Here is a 21,538-nt window from a genome sequence, read left to right on the forward strand (position 1 = left end):
TTGTTCACCGGATGGCGACCGCGCTGGTCACCCGCGGTCAGGGATGATGGGCGCCATGACCACGAAGATCGCCGTCGCCGGGCTCGGCTATGTCGGGTTGTCCATGGCGTGCCTGCTCGCGCGGCACAACGAGGTCGTGGGCCTCGACCTCGACGAGGCACGCATCGAGCAGCTGCGCTCCGGCGAGAGTCCGATCCACGACGAGGACATCTCGCGCTTCCTCGCCGAGGAGGACCTGGCCCTGACGTTCACGACCGACCCGGCGCAGGCCTATGCCGGCGCGGAGTTCGTCATCATCGCGACGCCGACCAACTACGACGAGGTCACCAACTACTTCAACACCGCCTCCGTCGAGGCCGTGATCGCCGACGTCATGCGCCTCGCGCCCGACGCGACGATGGTCATCAAGTCGACGATCCCCGTGGGCTTCGTCGACGACGTGCGCTCGCGTCTCGGCTGCGACAACCTCATCTTCAGTCCGGAGTTCCTGCGCGAGGGCCGCGCCCTCCACGACAACCTGCACCCGTCGCGGATCGTGGTCGGCGAGGACAGCTCGCGCGCCCGCCGCTTCGCCGAGCTGCTGGTGAAGGGCGCCGACGTCGACGACGTGCCGCTCCTGTTCACCGAGCCCACCGAGGCCGAGGCGATCAAGCTCTTCGCCAACACCTATCTCGCGATGCGCGTGGCCTTCTTCAACGAGCTCGACTCCTTCGCCCTCTCGCGCGGGCTCTCCTCCCGCCAGATCATCGACGGCGTCGGCCTCGACCCGCGGATCGGCTCTCACTACAACAACCCGTCCTTCGGCTACGGCGGCTACTGCCTGCCGAAGGACACCCGCCAGCTGCTCGCGAACTACTCCGAGGTCCCGCAGAACCTCATCAACGCGATCATCGACTCCAACACCACCCGCAAGGACTTCGTCGCCTTCGACATCCTCGACCGGCAGCCGAAGGTCGTCGGCATCCACCGGCTGCTGATGAAGGCCGGCTCGGACAACTTCCGCGAGTCCTCGGTGCAGGGGATCATGAAGCGGATCAAGTCCAAGGGCGTCAAGGTCGTCGTCTTCGAGCCCGAGCTCGACGAGGACCAGCTCGACGAGGACGGGAAGTTCTTCGGCTCGAAGGTCTACAAGAACCTCGACAAGTTCAAGGCGAAGGCCGACGTGATCGTCGCCAACCGGATGGCGCCCGAGCTCGACGACGTGCGGGACAAGGTCTACACCCGCGACCTCTTCGGCTCGGACTGAGCGAGCTTCCGGGAAATTCATTGACGTAAATGAACTTCGCGAAGTTGCTCAACGATCCAGCGGCCGCTTCAGCTTGCCCTCGTAGCGCGGCACGTCCCGCTCGCTCCGCTGCACCCAGCCGGCGTCTCGTGCGGTCAGCCGGATCATCCCGTACGCCGCCTGCAGCCGCTCGTCGGTGACGTCGGTGTGCGCCCGGCGCACCCGCTCGACCGCGGCCGTGCGCTCGAGCCGGCCCACGCCGTCGATGACCGCGGCCCCGTCGTGGTGCTGCTCCAGGTCGTCCAGCAGCGCCTCGATCGCGTCCGCGGTCGGGGCGTTCGCCACGTCGTCGAGGGTGAGCCGCCACGCGGAGCGGCAGCGCCCGGGCGGCAGCGAGTCGAGCAGCTCGACGCGCTGGTCACCGGCGTAGGTCCGGTGCACGATCCGCTCCTCGAGCTGCGGGTCGCCGAGCGGCGACTGCCGGGCGTCGGTGAGCGCGTCGAACTCACCGAGGACGACCACGCGCAGGTCGTCCAGCGACGAGTCGAGCACGGCGTCCACGACACCGATCACCTCGTCGGCGCCCCGGCCGCGGCTGTCCAGCACGACCTCCAGGAACGGCACGTCGTAGCGCCGCCCGCGGCGGTTGCGCTTGGGCCGCATGGTCGGCACGAGGTTGGCGAGGAAGGCGTCGTTGTAGCGGTTGATCTGGTCGCGGTGCTCCATGACGTGGGTGCGCCCGAGGTGCCAGGCGCGCGACGCGTGCTCCGGGATGAGCACTCCCCCCGCCTCGGCCAGCCGGTGCCCGAGCTCCATGTCCTCCCCGAGGCGCAGGCTCGTCGCCATACCGCCCGAGGTGTCGTAGAGCTCGCGCGTCAACGAGCCGGTCGCCCCCACGTGGGCGCGGAAGGCGCGCGGTCCGGCGAGGGTCAGGTCGTCGGTGCGCCGCCACATCCCCTCGACCCACTTGTGGGTCTCCTCCGCGTCCCAGTCCCAGGTGGTGGCGATCTCGTCGGACGCCACCGCGCTCTTGATGTCACCAGCGGATCGTCCCGCCAGCGGCGCGGGGTCGACGAACCGCTTGGTGCCGAGCACGACGGCGTAGTCGATCTCGTGGTGCCAGCGCAGCTGCGCCTCGAGGTGCTCGCGGAACGTGAGCATGTCGGCGTCGAGCCACTGGATGACGTCGCCGTCGCTGGCCAGCGCGCCGGTGTGGCAGGCGTTGGCGCGCCCCCAGCCCTCGGTGACCCGGACGATCCTGGTGTTGTCGGGGCGGACCTCGGGCAGCGTCACCGGGGTCGGGTTGCCGTCGTCGACCACGACGACCTCGACGAGGTGGGCCGGGTAGGTCTGGGCGGCGAGTCCGGCGAGCACCAGCGGCAGCGTCGACTCGGCGTTCCAGGTCGGGATGACGACGCTGACGCTCAGGGTCGGCGTCCAGGCGCCGAGCTCGCGCGTCGGCAGCGCCCGCCACTCGTTGCGGCGGATGAGGGGCTGGCTCATGGCAGGTCGCCCTCCTCGATCACGAGCTCGGGCGGGGCGTGGAAGCCCGGCCACTCGCGCTCGAGGATCTCGGGCCGACGGAAGGACTCGGGGTCCGACTGCCAGGTGTGCCCGCTCGCCGTACGGCGAAGGACGTAGCCGAGGCCGTGGGTGCGGTAGATCCGGCCACCGCTCGCCTCGACCGCGTTCAACAGCTGCGCGTCGACGAAACGGCGAACGCGGCGGAAGCCACCCACGCTGCGCAGGACCTGGCGGTCGACCATGATCGTGCCGCCGGCGACGAAGCGGTTGAAGACCTCCGTCGGGTGGTTGCGGCGGGCCGTGACACCGAGCTCCTCGAGGAAGACGAACTCGCTGGGCATGCCCACCACCTCGGCGCCGGTGTAGCGGCGGGCGAGGAGCAGGTCGTGGACGGCGTGCGGGGAGTACCAGTCGTCGTCGTCGACCTTCAGCAGCACGTCGCCGTCGGCCACGGTCGCGGCGTCGTCGAGCACGTCGCCGAAGAACGCGTCCTTCGCGTGCGGCCGTACGACGACGTCGTGCCCTGGGAGGCGCGCGCGGACCTCCTCCTCGGAGACCTTCCAGCCATGGGTGCCGAGGACGACCTGGAGCTCGACGTCCTGCTGGCGGGAGAGCTGGCGCATCGCGAAGTCGAGCTGGTGCGGGCGCATGGTGGCGAGCAGGACGCTGACCCTCGGCCGGTCGACGAACCGGACGCCGGCCCGGGCCGCGAGGTCGCGACGCCAGGCGAGGGTGGAGTGGGTGTCGAGGGCCGCTCGCCGGCTCGTGACGCTGTGCTGCTCGCGGGCGAGCGGGTCGTCGAGGTCCGGCTGGTGGGCCAGGGCTTCGATGAGCTTCGTGCTCAGCTGGGGGTTGGTGCCGGTCGCGAGCAGCGGGACACCGGCCATCGCCAGACCGGCGACGGTGCGCGGGTCCGCCGTCGTCAGGTCGACCCGCAGGCCCTGGACGCCACGGAGGGCCCCGATCGCCTGCTCGGTCAGGGGTTGGGCGGCAGGCAGGTCGCGGACGGGCTCGTCGAAGTCCTTGCGCCAGCAGCGGGGATTGACGACCTGCTCGTCGATGGGCTCGAGACCCGGGTCGGTCACGACGAGCGGGGCGCGGTCGATGACGTGGTGGACCTCGGGGTCGCCCGGGGTGGCGCTCACGACCACGTCCGGCGGCACGTCCCGTTCCCCGTCACCCGCAGCGGCGGCGGTCTCGAACAGCGGAGCGCGTACGTCGAGGCCCGCCGCGGCAGTCCGGCCGGCGTAGCCCACGACGAGACCGCCGTGCCCGCGGTCACCGTCGGCCGCCTGCCGGGCGCACTCGACGAGCACCTGGTGGGCGGGGACGGGCTGGGCGAAGCGGAGCACCGTGAGCACACCGCGGGGTGTCTCGCGCGCCATCAGGCTGGTGATGGCCGGCCACTCGGGTCGCGGCTGCACGACGAGGGGGCCCGTGGCGTCGGTCAGCCAGATCGCGACGACCCGAGTCTGGCCCACGCGCGGGAGGGCGGACGCCTTGGCGCGGAGGGTGGCGCGGTCGGCCGTCATCCACAGGACCGACTTCCAGCCACGGCCGATGTCGGTGGCTCCTGCCAAGGTCGTGAACGTGGCCCCGGCCGGGGCCAGCTCGGCGGACGACTCGTCGTCGCCGATCACCAGCAGCGGCTCGGGAGAGGTGAAGCCATCGAGGGGATGAGTCACGAAGGAGCTCCCGTGCGGGGGGCCCGTTCCCGCAGCGACGCGGGTAGCGAGTGCTTGACGAGGGGACGCGGTTGCTGCCGCAGCCAGGTCCGGGTCACGTGGTCGATGATGTGGACGCCGGGCGGGGCGTCCACGCGGACCAGTCCACCGAGCTCCTCGGCTCGGCCCGAACGGATGGCCTCGTCGACCTCGAACTCGCGCAGCTTGCGGTAGAGCCGGGTGTTGGTGAAGTCCACCCCGTCCTTGCGCCAGTGGGCGTACTCGTCGGCCTCGAGCCACTTGACCTCCACGCACAGCCCTTGCTGGAGGACGAGGCGCTCGGTGGCGGCTGGGAACTCACGCAGCTCCCAGTCGAAGGCCTTCACGAACGTGAAGTCCGGGCCCATGGGATAGACCCACGGCTCCAGGAAGCGCAACGAGAGGTCGAGCCAGCCGGTCGACTCGTCGACCACGGTCAGCGGGTGCCGTGGCATCGCGACGATGGTCTGCGTCGACTCCAGCTGCCAGGACAGGTCGCGCAGGATGCCCGTGCCCTCGGGCGTCAGCACCATGTCGCCGTCCCACTTCATCGAGTAGGTGGTGCGGACCTGGCTGAAGCACCAGTTGTAGAAGTGCGTCAGCGAGTGGACGCTGGTGGCGGGCGTGGCGAGGTGCTCGCCACCGGCGCGCGCGACGCGGTGCGGATAGCTCAGGCCGGTGAACCGCTCGGTCGCGCCGCAGTCGGCCGCGATCTTCCGGGCGACGTCGAGGGTGCCGTCGTCGGACCCGTTGTCGACCAGGAGCACGTGCTGGACGGCGGCGAGGATCGGCGGCAGGACCCAGGGCAGGTTGCGGGCCTCGTTCTTCACCCGGAAGACGCAGGTGAGTCCGGGCGCGAGACGCTCACCGCTGCTCCACGGCCACGTGACGTCGTAGTCGGGCAGGCCCTCGAGCGAGGGGATGTCCGGGACAGACATCAGTCCTCCCGGCCGCGTTGCCTGTTGAGCGCCTTGCGCAGGCCGCGGCGGGCACTCTCGGGCACCATCGCCCGGACGGCGTGCGGCACCCGGTCGGCGCGGCGGCCGGCCGGCGCGGGTCCCGGGCGGGTGGCGCCGGCTGCCTCGAGCTCGCGACGGGTCGCGATCGAGCCCTCACGGCGCGCGGCGAGCGTCGTCGAGTGAGCGAAGGCCTCCGCGTCGGCGTACATCTCGTCATAGGCGACCCGGAGCTGGTCGCTGTGGGCGTGCGCCTCGGCGGTGTCGCCGCCCTCGGTGGCCAGGCCATCGAGCGTCTGCCAGGTCTCCTCGGCGAGGTCGCGCAGCGATGCCGGCACCTCGACGTCGTCCCAGGTGAGCGTGACCCGGCGCAGCGACGGGTCGATGAACTTGTGCACCTGCGCGATGTCGCCGGCCATCGCCGTCTTGACGGAGTGCAGGTCGAAGGCCTCGCCCAGTGCGAACACCGGCTGGGTCCAGTCGGCCAGCAGGTCGGCGTACCGCACGAACCGGCGGGCCTCGCCGCGCGTCGCGCGCTCGGTGTGCAGCATCATGTTGACCCAGGCAGCGGTGCGGGTGACATCGCCCTGGCGCTGGTCGTAGTACTTCTTCTTGGAGCCGACGACCTCGGTCGGCGGGCGCAGCATGGTGACGAAGGACGACGTCGCGTCGCAGCGCTCGGCGCTGGCGCGCCACAGGCCCATGAACCAGGCCGCGCGCGGGTCCTTGATCACGAGCTCGTCGCCACCGTCGGCGAACTGCGACTCCAGCCAGCTGATCACCCGCTCGCGGGTGGCGTGGTCGGCGCTGAGCTTGCCGGCCTCGAGCCAGGCCCGCGGCCGGGCGTCGGAGACCTGCACGCCGGACCGGCCGAGCAGCTCCTGGTGCAGGTCGACGACCCACTGCGGCTCACCGAAGCCCTTGGGGTTGGTCGAGTCGGCGACGACCTCCGGCTGCGGGACGTGCAGGCCGAGCGTCTGGAGGGTGCCGCTCATGGTGCTCGTGCCACTGCGGCCCGAACCGACCACGAACACGACCCGGCGATTCGACATGCTCCGCAGCCTATCGGCGCGACCCGACGGTTCAGGCCTCGACCTGCGCCTGGGAGGCGATCAGGCCGGCATACCAGTCGAACGACTTCTTCGGCGTCCGCTGGAGCGTCTCGAAGTCGACATGGACCAGGCCGTACGGCGCCGTGAGCCCCTCGGCCCACTCGAAGTTGTCCAGCAGCGACCAGCAGTAGTAGCCGCGCACGTCGACGCCGCGCTCAATGGCCTGCTGCACCGCACGCAGGTGCGCGTCGAGGTAGTCGATGCGGGGCTGGTCGTCGACCGTGCCGTCCGCATCGGGCGCGACGTCGTAGGCGGCGCCGGACTCGGTGACGATGATCGGCGGCAGCGCGGCGCGGTAGCGGGCGCGGAACATGATCAGCCACTCGCGCAGCGCGTCCGGCACGACCGGCCAGCCGCGGTCGGTGACCGGGTAGCCGAGGACGTCGCGGAACTCGAAGGGCATCTCCGCGTCCTCGGGAGCGGCGGCCACGCGCATCGGGTTGTAGTAGTTGACGCCGTAGAAGTCGAGCGGCTGGCGGATCGTCGCCATGTCCCCGGGCTCGGGGAGACCGTCGAGGAGCGGCAGCAGGTCGGCGGGATAGCGCCCGAGCAGCATCGGCTCGAGGAACATCCCGTTCCACAGCGCGTCGAAGAGCTTGCTCGCGCCCACGTCGGCGTCGTCGTCGGAGGCCGGCCAGACGGGGGAATGGTTGTTGGCACACCCGACGCTCGTCGCGCCGTGCCGGCGCAGCTCGATGACGGCCCGCCCGTGCGCGAGCAGGAGGTGGTGCGAGGCCCACAGGGCGTCGAACATCAGGGTCCGGCCGGGCGCGTGCGTCCCCACGGCATAGCCGAGGAACGAGGCGACGTTGGGCTCGTTGATCGGGATCCAGTGCTCGACCCGGTCGGCGAAGTGCTCGGCCACGATGGCGGCGTAGGCGGCGAAGCACTCGACGGTCCCGCGGTTGAGCCAGCCCCCGTCGTCCTCGAGCGCCTGCGGCAGGTCCCAGTGGTAGAGCGTCACCATCGGCTGGATGCCGTTCGCCAGCAGCGTGTCGATCAGCCGGTCGTAGAACGCCAGCCCCAGCTCGTTGACCGGGCCGCGACCGGTCGGCTGGATCCGCGGCCAGCTCAGCGACAACCGGTAGGTCGTGGTGCCGAGGCGCTTCATCAGCGCGATGTCTTCCTCGAAGCGGTGGTAGTGGTCGCACGCGACGGCCCCGGAGCTGCCGTCGACGATGCGCCCCTCCTGCGCGGCGAACGTGTCCCAGATGCTGGGGCCCCGGCCGTCCTCGTCCACCGCACCCTCGACCTGGTAGGCCGCCGTGCTGGTCCCGAACCGGAATCCGGGGGGAAGCTGGGGGAAGTCGTTCACGTTCGCGAAGATATCCGCATGACCCTCGCCGTGTACGCCGGATCGAACAGGTTCATCACAACCGCTGACGGACGGGTGACCCGTCACTCCTTCTCCTTCGGCGCGCACTACGACCCGGCCAACCTCGGCTTCGGTCCGATGATCTGCCACAACGACGACCTGCTCGACCCTGCCGCCGGCTACCCCGACCACCCCCACACCGACCTCGAGATCGTCACCTGGGTGCTCGACGGCGTCCTGCTCCACACCGACGACGCGGGCAACACCGACGAGCTGCGGCCGGGCGACGTCCAGGTCATGAGCGCCGGCTCCGGGATCCGGCACGCCGAGATGGCCGACGCGGCCAGCGGTCCCACGCGGTTCATCCAGACCTGGGTCCGGCCGGACGAGTCGGGTACGCCGCCGCGCTGGCGCTCGGAGCACGTCGCCCCGGGCACGGGGCTGACCACGGTGGTGGGCCCCGGTGCGCTCGACATCGGAACCCGCGGAGCATCGCTGCGGATCGCGCGGCTGGCGCCGGGAGCGACGGTCGAGCTGCCCGACGCCGCGCACCAGCACGTCTTCGTCGCGGTCGGCGGCGGACGGCTGGTGGACCCGTCGCTCGATGACCGGGAGCTGGGGTCCGGTGACGCCGTACGCCTGACGGATCAGCTCGGCGCGACCTTCGAGGCGAAGGCCGACACCGAGCTGCTCGTCTGGGACTTCAGGCGATGACGGTGAGCGCTCCCGGGCGCACCGAGATCGCTGCCGGCGCCTGGTCGGGCGTGGGCAGCACGCCGAGCGCCTCGCCGTCGCCGCCCATCGGAACGGGCCGGCGCGACGTGGCCGAGAGGGTGATCTCCCGGCCGGTGAAGACGTGCACCTGGTCGTTGTCGACGTGCTCGCCCTGGTAGACCTTGGGCAGTGAGCGCATCAGTCCGCGCCGGGACGCAGCCTCGATCACGATGATGTCGAGCAGCCCGTCGTCGAGCACGGCGGCGGGGGCGATCTTCATGCCCTTGCCGTAGTAGGCCGAGTTGGCGACCACGACCGTGGCGCCCTCGAAGACGTGGGACACGCCGTCGATCGTCAGCTGGTAGGTCGCCGGGGTGTAGGTCGCCAGCGCCCGCAGAGCCGCGAGCGGGTACTGCGCCACCTTGGGGACGAAGCGCGCGTGGTCGACGATCTCGGCGGCCCGCGCGTCGAGCCCGGCATAGACCGAGCCCGCCACGAGGCGGTCGCCGAAGGCGATCAGGTCGATCGAGCGGGGCGTGCCGGTGAGCAGCACGTCGGCCTGGGCCAGCGGGTCGGCGGGCAGGCCGAGCATCCTGGCGAAGTCGTTGCCGCGGCCGGCCGGCACGATCCCGAGCGTGCCACCGGCCCGGGAGACTGCCCCGGCGATCGATGAGAGCATCCCGTCGCCACCGACCGACACCACGACGTCGCCGCGGGCGACAGCCTCGCCGACCAGCGCCGTGGTCGCCTCGATGCCGGGCGAGTAGGTCACCTCGACGCTCGCGCCCTGGTCACGGAGTCGGCGAGCGACGGGGACGACGGCCTCGGGGGCGGCGCCACCGCCGGAGGCCGGGTTGACCAGGAAGCAGAACGAGGACGGTGCACTCGTCATGGGATCAGCACTCCCGGGTTGAGGATGCCGGACGGGTCGAGCGAGGCCTTGACCGCACGCAGCGTCTGCACGCCGACCGGGCCGATCTCGCGCTCGAACCACGGCTTGTGGTCGGTGCCGACCGCGTGGTGGTGGGTGATGGTGGCGCCCGCGTCGATCATCGCGTCGGACGCGGCGGTCTTGGCCGCGGCCCACTGGGCCAGCGGGTCCTCCTTCTCCTTGGTCGCCACCGTGAAGTAGAGCGAGCAGCCGGTCTCGTAGACGTGCGAGATGTGGCAGAGCACGATCGAGCCCTCGCCGAGCGAGGTCTCGAGGGCGGTCTTCACGTCGGCGTACAGCCGCTCGCGGTTGGACCAGAACGTCGCGGTCTCCAGCGTCTCGACGAGCACGCCGAGGTCGAGCAGCGAGTCGCGGAGGTAGGGCGCGTTGAAGCGGCCGTGCGCCCACTTCTGCCCGGGCTCCTCGCCGAGGTCGGTGCCGCCGAGCTCGGTCAGGATCGCGGTGACGGCCGCACGCTTGGCATCGACGGCGGACTGGGTGCCCTCGAAGCCGGTGATCATCATGCAGCCGGGGTCGCCCGCGCCGCCGATGGAGGACGGGTCGGCGAGGTTGATCGCGGTCTCGGCCTCGTCGGAGAGGCGGATCACGGTGGGGAGCAGGCCGGCCTGGGCGAGGGTGCGCATGGCCGTGGCGCCGGCGGCGAAGGAGGGCCAGCGCCAGCCGACGTACTCCTTCACGGCGGGCAGCTCGCGCACGCGCACCGTGACCGAGGAGATGACGCCGAACGCGCCCTCGGAGCCGAGGAACAGCTGGCGCAGGTCGGGGCCGGCGGCGTTGGCCGGGGCCGAGCCGACGGCGATGGTGCCCGACGGGGTCACCACGGTCATCGCGACCACGACCGCGTCGAAGCGGCCGTAGCCGGCGCTGGACTGGCCGCTGGACCGGGTGGCCGCGAAGCCGCCGATCGTGGCGAACTCGAAGGACTGCGGGTAGTGGCCCAGGGTCACGCCCTGCTCGGCGAGCAGCGCCTCGGCCTCGGGGCCCCGCAGGCCGGGCTCGAGGGTGGCGGTCATCGACTCCTTGTCGACGGAGAGCAGGCTCTTCATCCGCACGAGGTCCAGGCTCACGACTCCGGCGTACGCCGCACGCGCAGCGACGAGGCCACCGGTGACCGACGTGCCGCCACCGAAGGGGACGACCGCGAGGTTGTGGGCGACGGCCACGGCGAGCAGCGCCTCGATCTCGGCCTGGTCGGCGGGGCGGACGACCACGTCGGGGGCGTCGGACAGATCGCCGGCGCGGGCCTTGAGCAGGTCGGGCGTCGACTTGCCGCGGGTGCGGACGGCCCGGACGGCGTCGTCGACGATCACCTGGTCGGCACCGACGACGGCCTCGAGCGCGGCGAGCGCCTCGGCACCGATGGCGGGGGCCGGCGGGGTCGCGCCGGAGACGGCCGGGGAATCGTTGATCCCGAAGGCGAGCTCGATCAGTCCGCGCGCTTCGTCAGGCACGGAGGTGGCGGCCGCGGGGTCTCCCCAGCGCTGAGCATGCATCTCGATCTGTTCGGTCATGTGTTACAGTGTGACACATGACGTCACTTCGTCACAATGACCCCGCCAAAAGTTCTCCGACCGACGCCTATCTCGATGCGGCCCGCGACTGCATCCTCGACGTGGGCTGGCGCCGCACGACCCTCACCGAGGTCGCGCGCAGAGCTGGCGTGTCGCGGATGACCATCTACCGGTCCTGGCCCGACATGGAGAAGCTCCTCGGCGACCTGATGACCCGCGAGTGGGCCACGGTCGTCAGCGCCGGCGACCCCCATGCCGACATCATCGACCGGGTCGTCACCACGGTCCGCGCACTGCGCGACAACGAGCTGTTCGTGCGGATCGTCGAGCTCGACCCCGAGCTGCTGCTCCCCTATCTCCTCAACCGGCGCGGCCGCTCCCAGGACCTCATCCTCGAGGTCATCGAGGTCACGATCGCCGAGGGCCAGGCCGCCGGCACGATCCGCTCCGGCAACCCGAAGGTGATGGCCCGCAGCCTGGTGCTCGCCGCCCACGGGTTCGTGTTCAGCGGTCACACGATGGTCGACGACGACGTGACCGAGGACGACCTCGCCGCCGAGGCCCGCATCCTCATCGAAAGGGTGCTGGCGCCATGAGCACGACCGAGCGCCGCATCTCCCACGGCACCGCCGACCTGCCCGACCACGTCGACGTGCTGGTCATCGGCCTGGGCATCACCGGCACCGGCGTCGCCCTCGACGCCGTCACCCGCGGCCTGAGCACCCTCGCCGTCGACGCCCACGACCTCGCCTTCGGCACGTCGCGCTGGTCCTCCAAGCTCGTGCACGGCGGCCTGCGCTACCTCGCCAAGGCCCAGGTCGGCGTCGCCCACGAGAGCGCCGTCGAGCGCGGCATCCTCATGCAGGTCACCGCCCCCCACCTGACCAGCGCGATGCCGATGCTGGTGCCGCTGATGTCGAGCGTCTCGACCTTCGCCGCCACCCTCACGCGCGGCGGGTTCTGGGCCGGGGACATGCTGCGGCGTACGGCGCGGACCTCCGCCCAGACGCTGCCCAAGCCGCGCAGGATCTCCGCCACCGAGACCCTCCGCCTCGCGCCGGGCCTCCGCACCGACGGCCTGCGCGGCGGGCTGCTGTCGTGGGACGGCCAGCTCGAGGACGACGCCCGCCTCGTCACCACGGTCGCGCGCACTGCGGCCTCCCGCGGCGCCCACATCCGCACCCGTGCCCGCGTGCTCAGCGCGACCGGCACCAGCGTCGAGCTGCGCGACGGGCTGACCGGCGAGACCCGCACGATCACCGCCGGGACCGTCATCAACGCGACCGGCGTCTGGGCCGGCGAGCTGGTCGACGAGATCACCCTGCGCCCGAGTCGCGGCACCCACCTCGTGCTCCGCGGCTCGACCCTGCCGCGACTGCGAGTCACGGTCACCGCGCCCGTCCCCGGCTCGACGAGCCGCTTCGTCATGGTCATCCCCCAGCCCGACGACACGATCTACGTCGGCCTCACCGACGAGCCCGTCGACGGCGACATCCCCGACGTGCCCACGCCGTCCGAGGCCGAGATCGGCTTCCTGCTCGACGTGGCCTCGGCCGCGCTGGCCCAGCCGCTGCGCCGCAGCGACGTCGTCGGCGCCTTCGCCGGCCTGCGGCCGCTGATCGACGCGGGCGACGGCTCGACCGCCGACATCTCGCGCAAGCACGCTGTGCTCACCAGCAAGACCGGCGTGATCACCATCGTCGGCGGCAAGCTCACGACCTACCGCCGGATGGCCCAGGACGCCGTCGACGCCGCGGTCGAGGCCGCCGGGCTCGTCGCCGGACCCTGCGTCACGGCCAGCACCCCGCTGCTCGGCGCTGCGTCACGCGCGGAGCTCGCCCGCCTCGAGGAGCCTGCCCGGCTCGTACGCCGCTTCGGCACCGACGCAGGTCTCGTGCTCGACAACGCGCGCGCCGTCAGTGGCCTGTCCGACGAGGAGCTCCTCGCCCCGGCGACCGACCTGGTCCCGGTGACCCTGGCCGAGCTGATCTTCGGGGTCACGCACGAAGGTGCCGTGGACGTGGACGACCTACTCGACCGCCGTACCCGCGTCGGCCTGGTCCCGGCTGATCGCGAGCTGCTCGTGCCGCTCGCCGCCCGGGCGCTCGAGCTGGCGCGGACCTCGCACTAGCGCGACGACGGCGGCGAGGGCCGCCAGCCCGAGCAGCACCATCGGCGGGGGCGGCAGCAGGAGCACGCTGAGCGCCACCGCCGGCACCAGCACGACGGCCAGCAGCAGCGCTGTCCGCGGGTCCTCGACCAGCCCGGGCGCGCGGCGCCTCGCGAGCAGCACCAGCGCACCGAGGCCGACGAGCATCAGCGCCATCATCAGGCTCATGCCCTGGTAGAGGTCCCAGTAGGAGCGCTCCATCCCGGCGACCGGGATCGAGGTCGCGGCCATCAGCGCCCGCACCTCGCGCTCCTCCGGTGACGGCGTCGCGCTGCTGCCGATCGCCACGAGCGTGGTGTGCCCGGCGCCGGTGATGACGAGGAGCCAGCCGATCAGGGCGGTGCAGGTCGAACGGAGGGTGCGCGTGGTCATCGGATCTCCTGGGGTCGGGGTGGTGGTGACTCTATAGATGTAGAGTCACCACCACAACTCTACGGCGGTAGAGTGCGGCGCATGGAGCAGGACCGTCGTCAGTTCATCGCCCGTACGGCGCTGCAGGTGCTGTCCACTGCAGGCGCCCGCGGGCTGACGCACCGGGCGGTGGACACCGCCGCGGCCGTCCCCGCCGGCTCGACGTCCTACTACTTCCGCACGCGCGCGGCCCTGCTGGGCGCCTGCCTCGACGACCTCGTCGCCCAGGACCACGTCGACCTCGACGTCATGGCGCCGCTCGTGGCCGCGGCCGACGCCGACACGATGGCCGCCGCCCTGGCCGACCTGCTCGAGCGCTGGCTGACGAGCGGGCGCGAGCGCCACATCGCGCGCTACGAGCTGTCGATGGAGGCGCTGCGGCGGCCCGACCTCGCCGACCGGTTGCATGCCGGCGGACTGACGATCCGCAACCGCGTGGGCGAGGCGCTGGCCGCCATGGGCGCGGACGACGCGACCGCCCGGGCCCACTGGCTGGTCGCGGCCCTGGACGGGATCCTGTTCGACCGACTGGTCGGGGCCAACGCCGCTGCGTCGGTCGACCACGCAGACCTCGTGTCGGTCGCGCAGCGCCTCACCGCTGGTGCACTGGCACCTCGGCCCTGACTAGGTCGCCGGCAGGGCGACGTACGTCGTGTCGAGGTATTCCTCGATGCCCTCGAAACCGCCCTCGCGGCCGAACCCGCTCGCCTTCACGCCGCCGAAGGGAGCCGCCGGGTTGGAGACCAGGCCGGTGTTGATGCCGACCATGCCGAACTCGAGGCGCTCGGCCAGCCGCAGGGTGCGGTCGAGGTCGCGGGTGTAGGCGTAGGAGGCGAGACCGTACTCAGTGCCGTTGGCGGCCGCGACCGCCTCGTCCTCGGTGGTGAAGGTGGTGATCGGCGCGACCGGGCCGAAGACCTCGACGACGTTGATCTGCGCCTCGGGGGGCACGTCGACGAGCACCGTCGGCGGGTAGAAGTGACCGGCCCCGGCGGGGCGTTCAGCGCCGACGACCACCTTGGCGCCGTCGTGGATGGCGTCGGTGACGAGCTGGCTGACCGAGTCGACGGCGTCGGAGTCGATGAGCGGGCCGACCTGCACGCCGTCGTCCTGACCGCGCCCGACCCGCAGCGCGCCCATCCGCTCCCCCAGCTTGGTGGCGAACTCCTCGGCGACGTCGGCGTGGATGAGGAACCTGTTGGCCGCGGTGCACGCCTCGCCCATGTTGCGCATCTTGGCCAGCATCGCGCCCTCGACCGCGGCATCGAGGTCGGCGTCGGCGAAGACCAGGAAGGGGGCGTTGCCGCCGAGCTCCATGCTCACGCGCTGGAGGTTCTCGGCCGACTGCTTGACCAGCAGCTTGCCGACCGCGGTCGAGCCGGTGAAGCTCACCTTGCGCAGCCGGTCGTCGGCCATCAGCGCACCGACGACCGGACCCGGGTCGGTGGTCGGGATGACGTTGAGGACCCCCGCGGGCAGCCCGACCTCGTCGAGCAGCGCGGCGAGCTTGAGCATCGTCAGCGGCGTCTGCGAGGCGGGCTTGACGATCATCGTGCAGCCCGCCGCGATCGCCGGGCCGATCTTGCGGGTGCCCATCGCGATCGGGAAGTTCCAGGGGGTGACGAACAGGCAGGGCCCGACCGGCCGCTTGGCGGTCAGCAGTCGGCTCTTGCCGTCGGGCGCGGACATCCATCGACCGTGGATCCGCACCGCCTCCTCGGAGAACCAGCGGAAGAACTCCGCTCCGTAGGCCACCTCGCCGGCCGCCTCGGCCAGCGGCTTGCCCATCTCCAGGCTGATGACGCGGGCGAACTCGTCCTGGCGCTCCATGATCAGCTCGTACGCCGATCGCAGCAGCTCGCCACGGTCGCGGGGCGCGGTCGCCGCCCACGCAGCCTGGGCCGCGACCGCCGCGTCCAGCGCGTCCGCGGCGTCGGCCTCACCCGCGTCGGCGACCTTCGCGAGGGTGCTCCCGTCGGCGGGATCCTCGACGTCGAACCGGGCGCCGTCATTGGCCTCGCGCCACTCGCCGTCGATGAACAAAAGCTCAGGCAGCTGCTCCATGCGGCCCATCATGGCACCGCCCTCCCCACCCCGACAGGGAGCGCTCAGTGACGGCCGGATGTCAGGCGAACGACGAAATCGCGCAAGTGGTCCTCACCACCCAGGCTGTTTCGCTCGATCTCAAGACACCTCGTTCGGCGAGGTGAGAAGGTTCCTCTCGCGCGCCCCTTGCTGACCCCATGCAGCAAGGGGCGCGCACCTATTTCCCCGCAAGCCCCCCGGCAGCGTTGCCAGCGCAGGGGTGGAGCGGCCCCGCCGGATCGGCCCGCGCGTCGTCGCCCCGGGTGGAGCGGACAAGCCGATTTCGGCGATTTCTTGGCGTTCTGGTGGGGATGCGGTACCTTGGGTGAACAGAAAGTGAACAGGAGATGTCACATGAGGGACAGCACGATGACCAGCGGGCTCGTCTGCACGTGGGTGCCGGTCGCCGACCAGGCCGGCCGCACGCACATGGAGGCACGCTGGAGTCAGCCCCGAGCTGCCGTCGCGCACGCTGCCTGACACCCGTCCCCGCTTCGTGAGCCGTGACCCATCGGGTCGCGGCTCGCTTCCATTTCGGGGTGCCTGTCGCCGTACGGAGAAATTTTCTCCAGACGTTGGGGAATACCTGACGAGCAAGTATGTTGAAAGTTGTACTACCTGCTCATCAACCCAAGGAGAAACCCCATGTCGCAGTTCGACGCCCCCACCACCGCCATCGCCGACATCGCCGGCGACTACGCCCTCGACACCTCGCACTCGCGCCTGGGCTTCGTCGCTCGTCACGCGATGGTGACCAAGGTCCGCGGCCAGTTCGGCGCCTTCGAGGGCACGGCCAACATCGACACGGCGACCCCCGCCAACTCCAAGGTCGACCTGACCATCGACGTCACCTCGGTCGAGACCGGCAACGCCGACCGCGACGGTCACCTCAAGTCCGGCGACTTCTTCGACATCGAGACCTACCCGTCGATCCGCTTCGTCTCCACCGACGTCACGCGCAACGGTGACGACTGGACCATCACCGGCGACCTGACCATCAAGGACGTCACCAAGTCCGTCGCGATCGACTTCGAGCAGACCGGCTCGGCGATCGACCCCTTCGGCAACACCCGCGTCGGCTTCGAGGGTGAGACCACCGTCAACCGCAAGGACTTCGGCCTCGTCTGGAACGCCGCCCTCGAGACCGGTGGCGTGCTCGTGTCGGAGAAGGTCAAGCTCGAGTTCGACATCTCGGCGATCAAGTCCGCCTGATCCACCCCGCCGACTCCCGGGTCGGCGTGAACACGAAGAAGCCCCGCCACGTCAGTGGCGGGGCTTCTTCGTTGCGCAGTCGGTGGTGCCGACTCGGTCAGCTCTTGTGGCGCGGCTTCTTGTCGCCGTACGACGAGGAGCGGGCCTGGCTGCGGGCAGCCGGTGCGCCGCCGTCCTGTCGGATCTCGATCAGCTTGCCGGAGATGCGGGTGCCGGCCAGGCGGTCGAGGGTGCCTGGCGGCAGGTCGCGCGGCAGCTCGACGAGCGAGAAGTCGGGACGGATGTCGATGTGCCCGAAGTCCTGGCGCGAGAGGCCACCCTCGTTGGCGAGCGCGCCGACGATCTGGCGGGGCTCGACCTTGTGGCGCTTGCCGACCGCGAGGCGGTAGGAGGCCATCTCGACGTCGGTACGACCGCGGGGGCGACGCTCGGGCTTCTTGCCGCCGCCACGCTCGGGGCGCTGCTCGCGGGTGTCGAAGTCGCGACGGGCGGGCTCGCGCTCCGGCTCCATGTAGAGCGGGTGGTCACCGTGCATGACCGCCGCGAGGGCAGCCGCCACGTCGACCTCGGGCACGTCGTGCTCGGAGATGTAGTGGGCGACGATGTCGCGGAAGAAGTCGAGCTTGTCGCCGGCCAGCGCCGCGGTGATCGCGTCGTCGAAGCGGTTGAGCCGCGTCGAGTTGATGTCCTCGATCGTCGGGATCTGCATCTGGGTCAGCGGCTGGCGCGTGGCCTTCTCGATCGCGCGCAGCAGGTGCTTCTCACGCGGCGTCACGAAGGCGATCGAGTCGCCCGAGCGACCGGCGCGACCGGTGCGGCCGATCCGGTGGACGTAGGACTCGGTGTCGGTGGGGATGTCGTAGTTGACGACGTGGCTGATCCGCTCGACGTCGAGGCCGCGGGCCGCGACGTCGGTGGCGACCAGGATGTCGAGCTTGCCCGACTTGAGCTGGTTGACGGTGCGCTCGCGCTGGACCTGCGGCACGTCACCGTTGATCGCCATGGCCGAGAAGCCGCGAGCCCGGAGCTTCTCCGCGAGCAGCTCGGTCTCGTTCTTGGTGCGGACGAAGACGATCATGCCCTCGAAGTTCTCGACCTCGAGGATGCGGGTGAGCGCGTCGACCTTCTGCGGGTAGGAGCAGATGAGGTAGCGCTGGGTGATCGTGGACGACGTCGTCGTCTTGTTCTTGACGGTGATCTCGACCGGGTCGTGGAGGTACTTCTTGGAGATCCGGCGGATCTGGCTGGGCATCGTCGCCGAGAACAGCGCGACGTGCTTGTCGTCGGGGGTGTCGGACAGGATCGTCTCGACGTCCTCGGCGAAGCCCATCTTCAGCATCTCGTCGGCCTCGTCGAGCACCAGGAAGCGCAGCGCCGACAGGTCGAGCGTGCCCTTCTCGAGGTGGTCCATGATCCGGCCGGGGGTGCCGACGACGATGTGGACGCCGCGACGCAGCGCGGACAGCTGGACGCCGTAGCCCTGGCCGCCGTAGATCGGCAGGACGTGGACGCCCTTCATGTGCGCGGCGTACTTCTCGAACGCCTCGGAGACCTGCAGCGCGAGCTCGCGGGTGGGCGCGAGCACGAGCGCCTGCGGCGTCTTCTGCGTGAGGTCGAGCTGGGACAGGATCGGGAGCGCGAAGGCGGCGGTCTTGCCCGTGCCGGTCTGCGCGAGGCCCACCACGTGGCGGCCCTCGAGGAGCGGCGGGATGGTCTGGGCCTGGATCGCGGACGGGGATTCGTAGCCCACGTCGGCGAGCGCCTTCATCACCTGCGGGGACAGCCCGAGGTCGGCGAAGGTCAGCTGGGGGGCGTCGTTGGCGTCGGGACTGTCGGTCTGGGGAAGGTCACTCACCCTGCAACGGTAGTGGTTATCACGCCCAGTGGCTGCTTCGTCGCCGGGGCGATTCCCATCACTGTGGCGAAAACCGGGCGACAGGCACCGCCGACGGCTCCACAATCGGTTCATGTCCGGAGTCCAGACCGCCCTCCCCGAGGGCCTCACCACGCGCCCGCTGGAGACGTCCGAGTCCCGCGCCCTCTTCGACCTCATCGCCGCCCAGGAGCAGCACGACACCGGGTCGGTCGACATCGAGGAGGCCGATCTGATCAGTGACTGGGCGCTGCCGGGCTATGACCTCGCGGCGTCGTCGATCGGGGTGTACGCCGATGGCAACCTCGTCGCCTATGCCGAGCACATGAGGAACGACCGCGTCGACGCGGCCGTCCACCCCGACCACCGGGGCCGCGGGATCGGCACCTGGCTGGCGGCCTGGCTGCGCTCGCACGCGAAGTCGCGCGGCGCCACGCTGATCGGCATGCCGGTGCCGGAGGGTTCGGCCGGCGACCGGTTGATGGCCGACCTCGGCTATCGCATCCGCTGGACGAGCTGGATCCTCGAGCTGCCTGAAGGCACGGAGATCGAGCACCGCGACCTGCCGGCGGGACACGCTGTCGGCCAGGCCCGGGCGGAGGACCTCGTCGCGCTGCACGACGTGCTGGAGGACGCGTTCCTCGAGTGGTCCGAGCGCGAGCGGGAGACCTTCGAGGCGTTCACCGCGATGGTGCTCCAGCGTCCGGGATACGAGCCCTGGAACGCCCGCGTCGTGACGGACGCGGCCGGCGAGGTCGTCGCTGCGGCGATCGTGTTCCTGTCCGAGAACGGGACGGCGTACATCTCGAGGCTCGGGACCCGCAAGGACCAGCGCAACCGTGGCCTCGCCCAGGCGCTGCTCGTCGACTCGTTCGCCGCCGGGCGCGCCCACGGCGCGACGACCTCCGAGCTGAGCACCGACTCGCGCACCGGCGCGCTCGGGCTCTACGAGAAGGTCGGCATGGTGACGACCGGCGTGTGGGTCAACCGCTGCGTGGAGCTCTGACCTCCGCCGGTTGAGCAGCGGCCTTGATCTCGACAGGGCGCTGGCGCGCCTGCTCAATCGGCGGAGAGCTGACCGCGGCGCCGCGTGAGGTAGGCCCGTTCGGCGGGGTTGTCGGTGGCCGAGATCGCCGCGTCGTACGCCGCCGCCGCCTCGCTGCTCCGGCCGAGCCGCCGCAACAGGTCGGCGCGGGTGGCGTGCCACGCGTGATAGCTCGAGAGCTCGAGCCGGTCGACCGCGGCGAGCGCGACCACGGGACCGTCGAGCTCGGCGACCGCGACGGCACGGTTGAGCGCGACGACCGGCGTGGGTGACACGACATAGAGCTGGTCGTAGAGCGCCGCGATCTGGCCCCAGTCGGTGTCGGCCGCGGCCGGCGCGTCGGTGTGGACGGCGTTGATCGCGGCGAGGAGCTGGTAGTGCCCGGGCCGGTTGATCGCCAGGCAGTCGCGGACCAGGGCGTGCCCCTCCTCGATCAGGTCGCGGTCCCACCGACCACGGTCCTGCTCCCCGAGGGTGACGAGCTCGCCGCCGGCCACCCGCGCCGGGCGGCGGGCCTCGGTGAGCAGCATCAGGGCGAGCAGCCCGGTGATCTCCGGCTCGGTGGGGATGAGTGCGCGCAGCAGCCGTGCGAGCCGGATCGCCTCCAGGCACAGGTCGTCGCGGATCGAGTCGGCGCCCGAGGAGGAGAGGTAGCCCTCGTTGAAGATGAGGTAGACGACCGCGAGCACGCCGCCGAGGCGGGCGGGCAGGTCGGCGGCCTGCGGCACGCGGTAGGGGATGTGCGCATCGGAGATCTTGCGCTTGGCGCGGGTGATGCGCTGGGCCATGGTGGTGTCGGGGACGAGGAACGCCGCGGCGATCTCCTCGACCGTGAGGCCGCCGATCAGCTTGAGCGTCAGGGCGACCCTCGCCTCCGGCGACAGGGCCGGGTGGCAGCAGGTGAAGAGCAGTCGCAGCCGGTCGTCGTCGACCACGCCGGGATCGGCGGGTGGTGTGGGATCGATGATCATCGCTGCCTGCTGATGCTTGGTGTCACGGTTCGACTCGCGGCGGATCCGGTCGATCGCCTTGCGGGTCGCGGTGGTGGTCAGCCAGCCGCCGGGGTTCGGGGGGATCCCGGAGGTCGGCCAGTGCTCGAGCGCGGCCACGAGGGCCTCGCTCGCGGCGTCCTCGGCGACATCGATGTCCCCGAAGCGCCGGACGAGCGAGGCCACCACAGCGGCGTACTCCTCGCGATGGATGCGAGTGAGCTCGGCCTCGAGGTCGGTGCTCATGCGGGGTCCCCGCGATGTTGTTCGGGGGAGCGCAGCGGAGGAGAAGAACTTCGTGGGGTGCTCATCAAGCGGACTGGAAGGGCCGGACCTCGACCCTGCCCTGGCACGCCGCCGAGCCTTCCTTGGCCCACACGAGCGCCTCGTCGAGGTCGGCCGCCTCGATGATCCAGAAGCCACCGAGGTACTCCTTCGCCTCGGCGAACGGACCGTCGGTGACGACCGGCTCGGTGCCGGTGGCGTCGACGGTCGTCGCGGCGTCGATGCCCTCGAGGCCGCCGGCGAACACCCACTTGCCGGACTCACGGACCTTGTCGTTGAACGCGTCGACGGCCTCGAAGATCGGCTGGATCTCCTCGGGGGAGGGGACAGCGTCGGTGGGGTCGATCGCGACGGAGAGCAGGTACTGCGGCATGGGATTTCCTCCTGGTAGGTGACCCTCTGGGCGGGCCTTCATCATGTCTACGAACGAGTCGGCACGGATACGACAGGTCGGCG

At 71.1% G+C, this 21,538-nt stretch carries 20 protein-coding genes; 8 read left to right on the forward strand and 12 right to left on the reverse strand.

Going from position 1 to position 21,538, the window contains the following annotated elements; genetic code table 11:
* The first annotated feature begins 55 nt into the window (after positions 1–55).
* Entirely contained in the window at positions 56–1,246 is a 1,191-nt protein-coding gene (locus tag CF8_RS17685; RefSeq protein ID WP_036491366.1) for a nucleotide sugar dehydrogenase, read from the forward strand.
* A gap of 48 nt (positions 1,247–1,294) precedes the next feature.
* Here CF8_RS17685 and CF8_RS17690 read toward each other — a convergent pair whose 3' ends face one another.
* From CF8_RS17690 to CF8_RS17710, 5 genes are read right to left on the reverse strand one after another with little or no spacing between them, the layout of a single operon-like run.
* A complete protein-coding gene (locus CF8_RS17690; RefSeq protein WP_010834472.1) occupies positions 1,295–2,728 on the reverse strand; it encodes a glycosyltransferase family 2 protein in 1,434 nt (477 codons plus the stop codon).
* A complete protein-coding gene (locus tag CF8_RS21195; protein ID WP_010834473.1) occupies positions 2,725–4,434 on the reverse strand; it encodes a hypothetical protein in 1,710 nt (569 codons plus the stop codon). Before CF8_RS21195 ends, CF8_RS17690 begins: the two co-directional genes overlap by 4 nt.
* Positions 4,431–5,390 carry a glycosyltransferase family 2 protein gene (locus CF8_RS17700; protein WP_010834474.1) on the reverse strand — a complete coding sequence of 320 codons (960 nt, stop codon included), beginning with the start codon at positions 5,388–5,390 and terminating at the stop codon, positions 4,431–4,433. Before CF8_RS17700 ends, CF8_RS21195 begins: the two co-directional genes overlap by 4 nt.
* Positions 5,390–6,460 carry a sulfotransferase family protein gene (locus CF8_RS17705; protein ID WP_036491368.1) on the reverse strand — a complete coding sequence of 357 codons (1,071 nt, stop codon included), beginning with the start codon at positions 6,458–6,460 and terminating at the stop codon, positions 5,390–5,392. Before CF8_RS17705 ends, CF8_RS17700 begins: the two co-directional genes overlap by 1 nt.
* Before the next feature lie 31 nt (positions 6,461–6,491).
* Positions 6,492–7,835, reverse strand: coding sequence for a GH1 family beta-glucosidase (locus CF8_RS17710; RefSeq protein WP_036491371.1), 1,344 nt, complete (start codon positions 7,833–7,835; stop codon positions 6,492–6,494).
* Positions 7,836–7,853: 18 nt separating this feature from the next.
* Here CF8_RS17710 and CF8_RS17715 point away from each other — a divergent pair, with 18 nt between their 5' ends.
* Entirely contained in the window at positions 7,854–8,549 is a 696-nt protein-coding gene (locus CF8_RS17715; protein ID WP_036491372.1) for a pirin family protein, read from the forward strand.
* Here the strand turns inward: CF8_RS17715 and CF8_RS17720 are convergent.
* Together CF8_RS17720 and CF8_RS17725 are read right to left on the reverse strand one after the other, a co-directional pair.
* Entirely contained in the window at positions 8,539–9,441 is a 903-nt protein-coding gene (locus CF8_RS17720) for a diacylglycerol/lipid kinase family protein (protein ID WP_010834478.1), read from the reverse strand. The two genes, CF8_RS17715 and CF8_RS17720, sit on opposite strands and share 11 nt — an antisense overlap.
* Complete coding sequence (locus tag CF8_RS17725; protein WP_010834479.1) at positions 9,438–11,012, reverse strand: FAD-binding oxidoreductase; 1,575 nt, start codon at positions 11,010–11,012, stop codon at positions 9,438–9,440. Before CF8_RS17725 ends, CF8_RS17720 begins: the two co-directional genes overlap by 4 nt.
* A 17-nt stretch (positions 11,013–11,029) precedes the next feature.
* On the opposite strand from CF8_RS17725, the gene CF8_RS17730 reads away from it, so the two are divergent.
* A complete protein-coding gene (locus CF8_RS17730) occupies positions 11,030–11,608 on the forward strand; it encodes a TetR/AcrR family transcriptional regulator (RefSeq protein ID WP_010834480.1) in 579 nt (192 codons plus the stop codon).
* The gene (locus CF8_RS17735; protein ID WP_010834481.1) at positions 11,605–13,143 is read left to right on the forward strand and encodes a glycerol-3-phosphate dehydrogenase/oxidase; all 1,539 of its coding nucleotides are present in this window, start codon (positions 11,605–11,607) and stop codon (positions 13,141–13,143) included. Before CF8_RS17730 ends, CF8_RS17735 begins: the two co-directional genes overlap by 4 nt.
* Here the strand turns inward: CF8_RS17735 and CF8_RS22090 are convergent.
* Positions 13,042–13,554 carry an LIC_13387 family protein gene (locus CF8_RS22090; protein WP_156887260.1) on the reverse strand — a complete coding sequence of 171 codons (513 nt, stop codon included), beginning with the start codon at positions 13,552–13,554 and terminating at the stop codon, positions 13,042–13,044. The genes CF8_RS17735 and CF8_RS22090 overlap by 102 nt on opposite strands.
* A gap of 81 nt (positions 13,555–13,635) precedes the next feature.
* Between CF8_RS22090 and CF8_RS17740 the strand changes: the two genes are divergently transcribed.
* Positions 13,636–14,217, forward strand: a complete 582-nt coding sequence (locus tag CF8_RS17740; RefSeq protein WP_010834482.1) for a TetR/AcrR family transcriptional regulator — start codon at positions 13,636–13,638, stop codon at positions 14,215–14,217.
* Here the strand turns inward: CF8_RS17740 and CF8_RS17745 are convergent, their stop codons facing one another.
* Positions 14,218–15,657: an NAD-dependent succinate-semialdehyde dehydrogenase gene (locus CF8_RS17745; RefSeq protein WP_232211528.1), complete on the reverse strand. Its 1,440-nt coding sequence runs from the start codon at positions 15,655–15,657 to the stop codon at positions 14,218–14,220. It abuts the gene before it with no gap.
* 375 nt (positions 15,658–16,032) lie between these two features.
* Between CF8_RS17745 and CF8_RS23530 the strand changes: the two genes are divergently transcribed.
* Together CF8_RS23530 and CF8_RS17750 are read left to right on the forward strand one after the other, a co-directional pair.
* Positions 16,033–16,158, forward strand: coding sequence for a hypothetical protein (locus CF8_RS23530; protein ID WP_269634796.1), 126 nt, complete (start codon positions 16,033–16,035; stop codon positions 16,156–16,158).
* 165 nt (positions 16,159–16,323) lie between these two features.
* Positions 16,324–16,890: a YceI family protein gene (locus CF8_RS17750; RefSeq protein WP_051204260.1), complete on the forward strand. Its 567-nt coding sequence runs from the start codon at positions 16,324–16,326 to the stop codon at positions 16,888–16,890.
* A gap of 97 nt (positions 16,891–16,987) precedes the next feature.
* On the opposite strand, the gene CF8_RS17755 is transcribed toward CF8_RS17750, so the two are convergent.
* Positions 16,988–18,745, reverse strand: coding sequence for a DEAD/DEAH box helicase (locus CF8_RS17755; protein WP_010834485.1), 1,758 nt, complete (start codon positions 18,743–18,745; stop codon positions 16,988–16,990).
* A gap of 112 nt (positions 18,746–18,857) precedes the next feature.
* Here CF8_RS17755 and CF8_RS17760 point away from each other — a divergent pair, with 112 nt between their 5' ends.
* Positions 18,858–19,769, forward strand: coding sequence for a GNAT family N-acetyltransferase (locus CF8_RS17760; RefSeq protein ID WP_010834486.1), 912 nt, complete (start codon positions 18,858–18,860; stop codon positions 19,767–19,769).
* 53 nt (positions 19,770–19,822) lie between these two features.
* Here CF8_RS17760 and CF8_RS17765 read toward each other — a convergent pair whose 3' ends face one another.
* Both CF8_RS17765 and CF8_RS17770 read right to left on the reverse strand, forming a co-directional pair.
* Complete coding sequence (locus CF8_RS17765) at positions 19,823–21,043, reverse strand: RNA polymerase sigma factor (RefSeq protein WP_010834487.1); 1,221 nt, start codon at positions 21,041–21,043, stop codon at positions 19,823–19,825.
* Between the two features lie 64 nt (positions 21,044–21,107).
* Positions 21,108–21,455 (reverse strand): YciI family protein, encoded by a 348-nt coding sequence (locus CF8_RS17770; RefSeq protein WP_010834488.1) that lies wholly within the window; start codon positions 21,453–21,455, stop codon positions 21,108–21,110.
* Between the last annotated feature and the right edge of the window lie 83 nt (positions 21,456–21,538).

It is taken from the genome of Nocardioides sp. CF8, from assembly GCF_000389985.1.
Classification (GTDB): domain Bacteria; phylum Actinomycetota; class Actinomycetes; order Propionibacteriales; family Nocardioidaceae; genus Nocardioides; species Nocardioides allogilvus.

What these genes read in the sequence shown, in the direction of transcription:
- CF8_RS17740 (WP_010834482.1), top strand. Translation starts at nt 13,636, where the DNA reads ATGGAGCAGGACCGTCGTCAGTTCATCGCCCGTACGGCGCTGCAGGTG.
- CF8_RS17770 (WP_010834488.1), bottom strand. Translation starts at nt 21,455, where the DNA reads ATGCCGCAGTACCTGCTCTCCGTCGCGATCGACCCCACCGACGCTGTC.
- CF8_RS17705 (WP_036491368.1), bottom strand. Translation starts at nt 6,460, where the DNA reads ATGTCGAATCGCCGGGTCGTGTTCGTGGTCGGTTCGGGCCGCAGTGGC.
- CF8_RS17735 (WP_010834481.1), top strand. Translation starts at nt 11,605, where the DNA reads ATGAGCACGACCGAGCGCCGCATCTCCCACGGCACCGCCGACCTGCCC.
- CF8_RS17700 (WP_010834474.1), bottom strand. Translation starts at nt 5,390, where the DNA reads ATGTCTGTCCCGGACATCCCCTCGCTCGAGGGCCTGCCCGACTACGAC.
- CF8_RS17760 (WP_010834486.1), top strand. Translation starts at nt 18,858, where the DNA reads ATGTCCGGAGTCCAGACCGCCCTCCCCGAGGGCCTCACCACGCGCCCG.
- CF8_RS17765 (WP_010834487.1), bottom strand. Translation starts at nt 21,043, where the DNA reads ATGAGCACCGACCTCGAGGCCGAGCTCACTCGCATCCATCGCGAGGAG.
- CF8_RS17750 (WP_051204260.1), top strand. Translation starts at nt 16,324, where the DNA reads ATGTCGCAGTTCGACGCCCCCACCACCGCCATCGCCGACATCGCCGGC.
- CF8_RS23530 (WP_269634796.1), top strand. Translation starts at nt 16,033, where the DNA reads ATGAGGGACAGCACGATGACCAGCGGGCTCGTCTGCACGTGGGTGCCG.
- CF8_RS17730 (WP_010834480.1), top strand. Translation starts at nt 11,030, where the DNA reads ATGACGTCACTTCGTCACAATGACCCCGCCAAAAGTTCTCCGACCGAC.
- CF8_RS17715 (WP_036491372.1), top strand. Translation starts at nt 7,854, where the DNA reads ATGACCCTCGCCGTGTACGCCGGATCGAACAGGTTCATCACAACCGCT.
- CF8_RS17745 (WP_232211528.1), bottom strand. Translation starts at nt 15,657, where the DNA reads ATGGAGCAGCTGCCTGAGCTTTTGTTCATCGACGGCGAGTGGCGCGAG.
- CF8_RS17690 (WP_010834472.1), bottom strand. Translation starts at nt 2,728, where the DNA reads ATGAGCCAGCCCCTCATCCGCCGCAACGAGTGGCGGGCGCTGCCGACG.
- CF8_RS17720 (WP_010834478.1), bottom strand. Translation starts at nt 9,441, where the DNA reads ATGACGAGTGCACCGTCCTCGTTCTGCTTCCTGGTCAACCCGGCCTCC.
- CF8_RS22090 (WP_156887260.1), bottom strand. Translation starts at nt 13,554, where the DNA reads ATGACCACGCGCACCCTCCGTTCGACCTGCACCGCCCTGATCGGCTGG.
- CF8_RS17685 (WP_036491366.1), top strand. Translation starts at nt 56, where the DNA reads ATGACCACGAAGATCGCCGTCGCCGGGCTCGGCTATGTCGGGTTGTCC.
- CF8_RS17725 (WP_010834479.1), bottom strand. Translation starts at nt 11,012, where the DNA reads ATGACCGAACAGATCGAGATGCATGCTCAGCGCTGGGGAGACCCCGCG.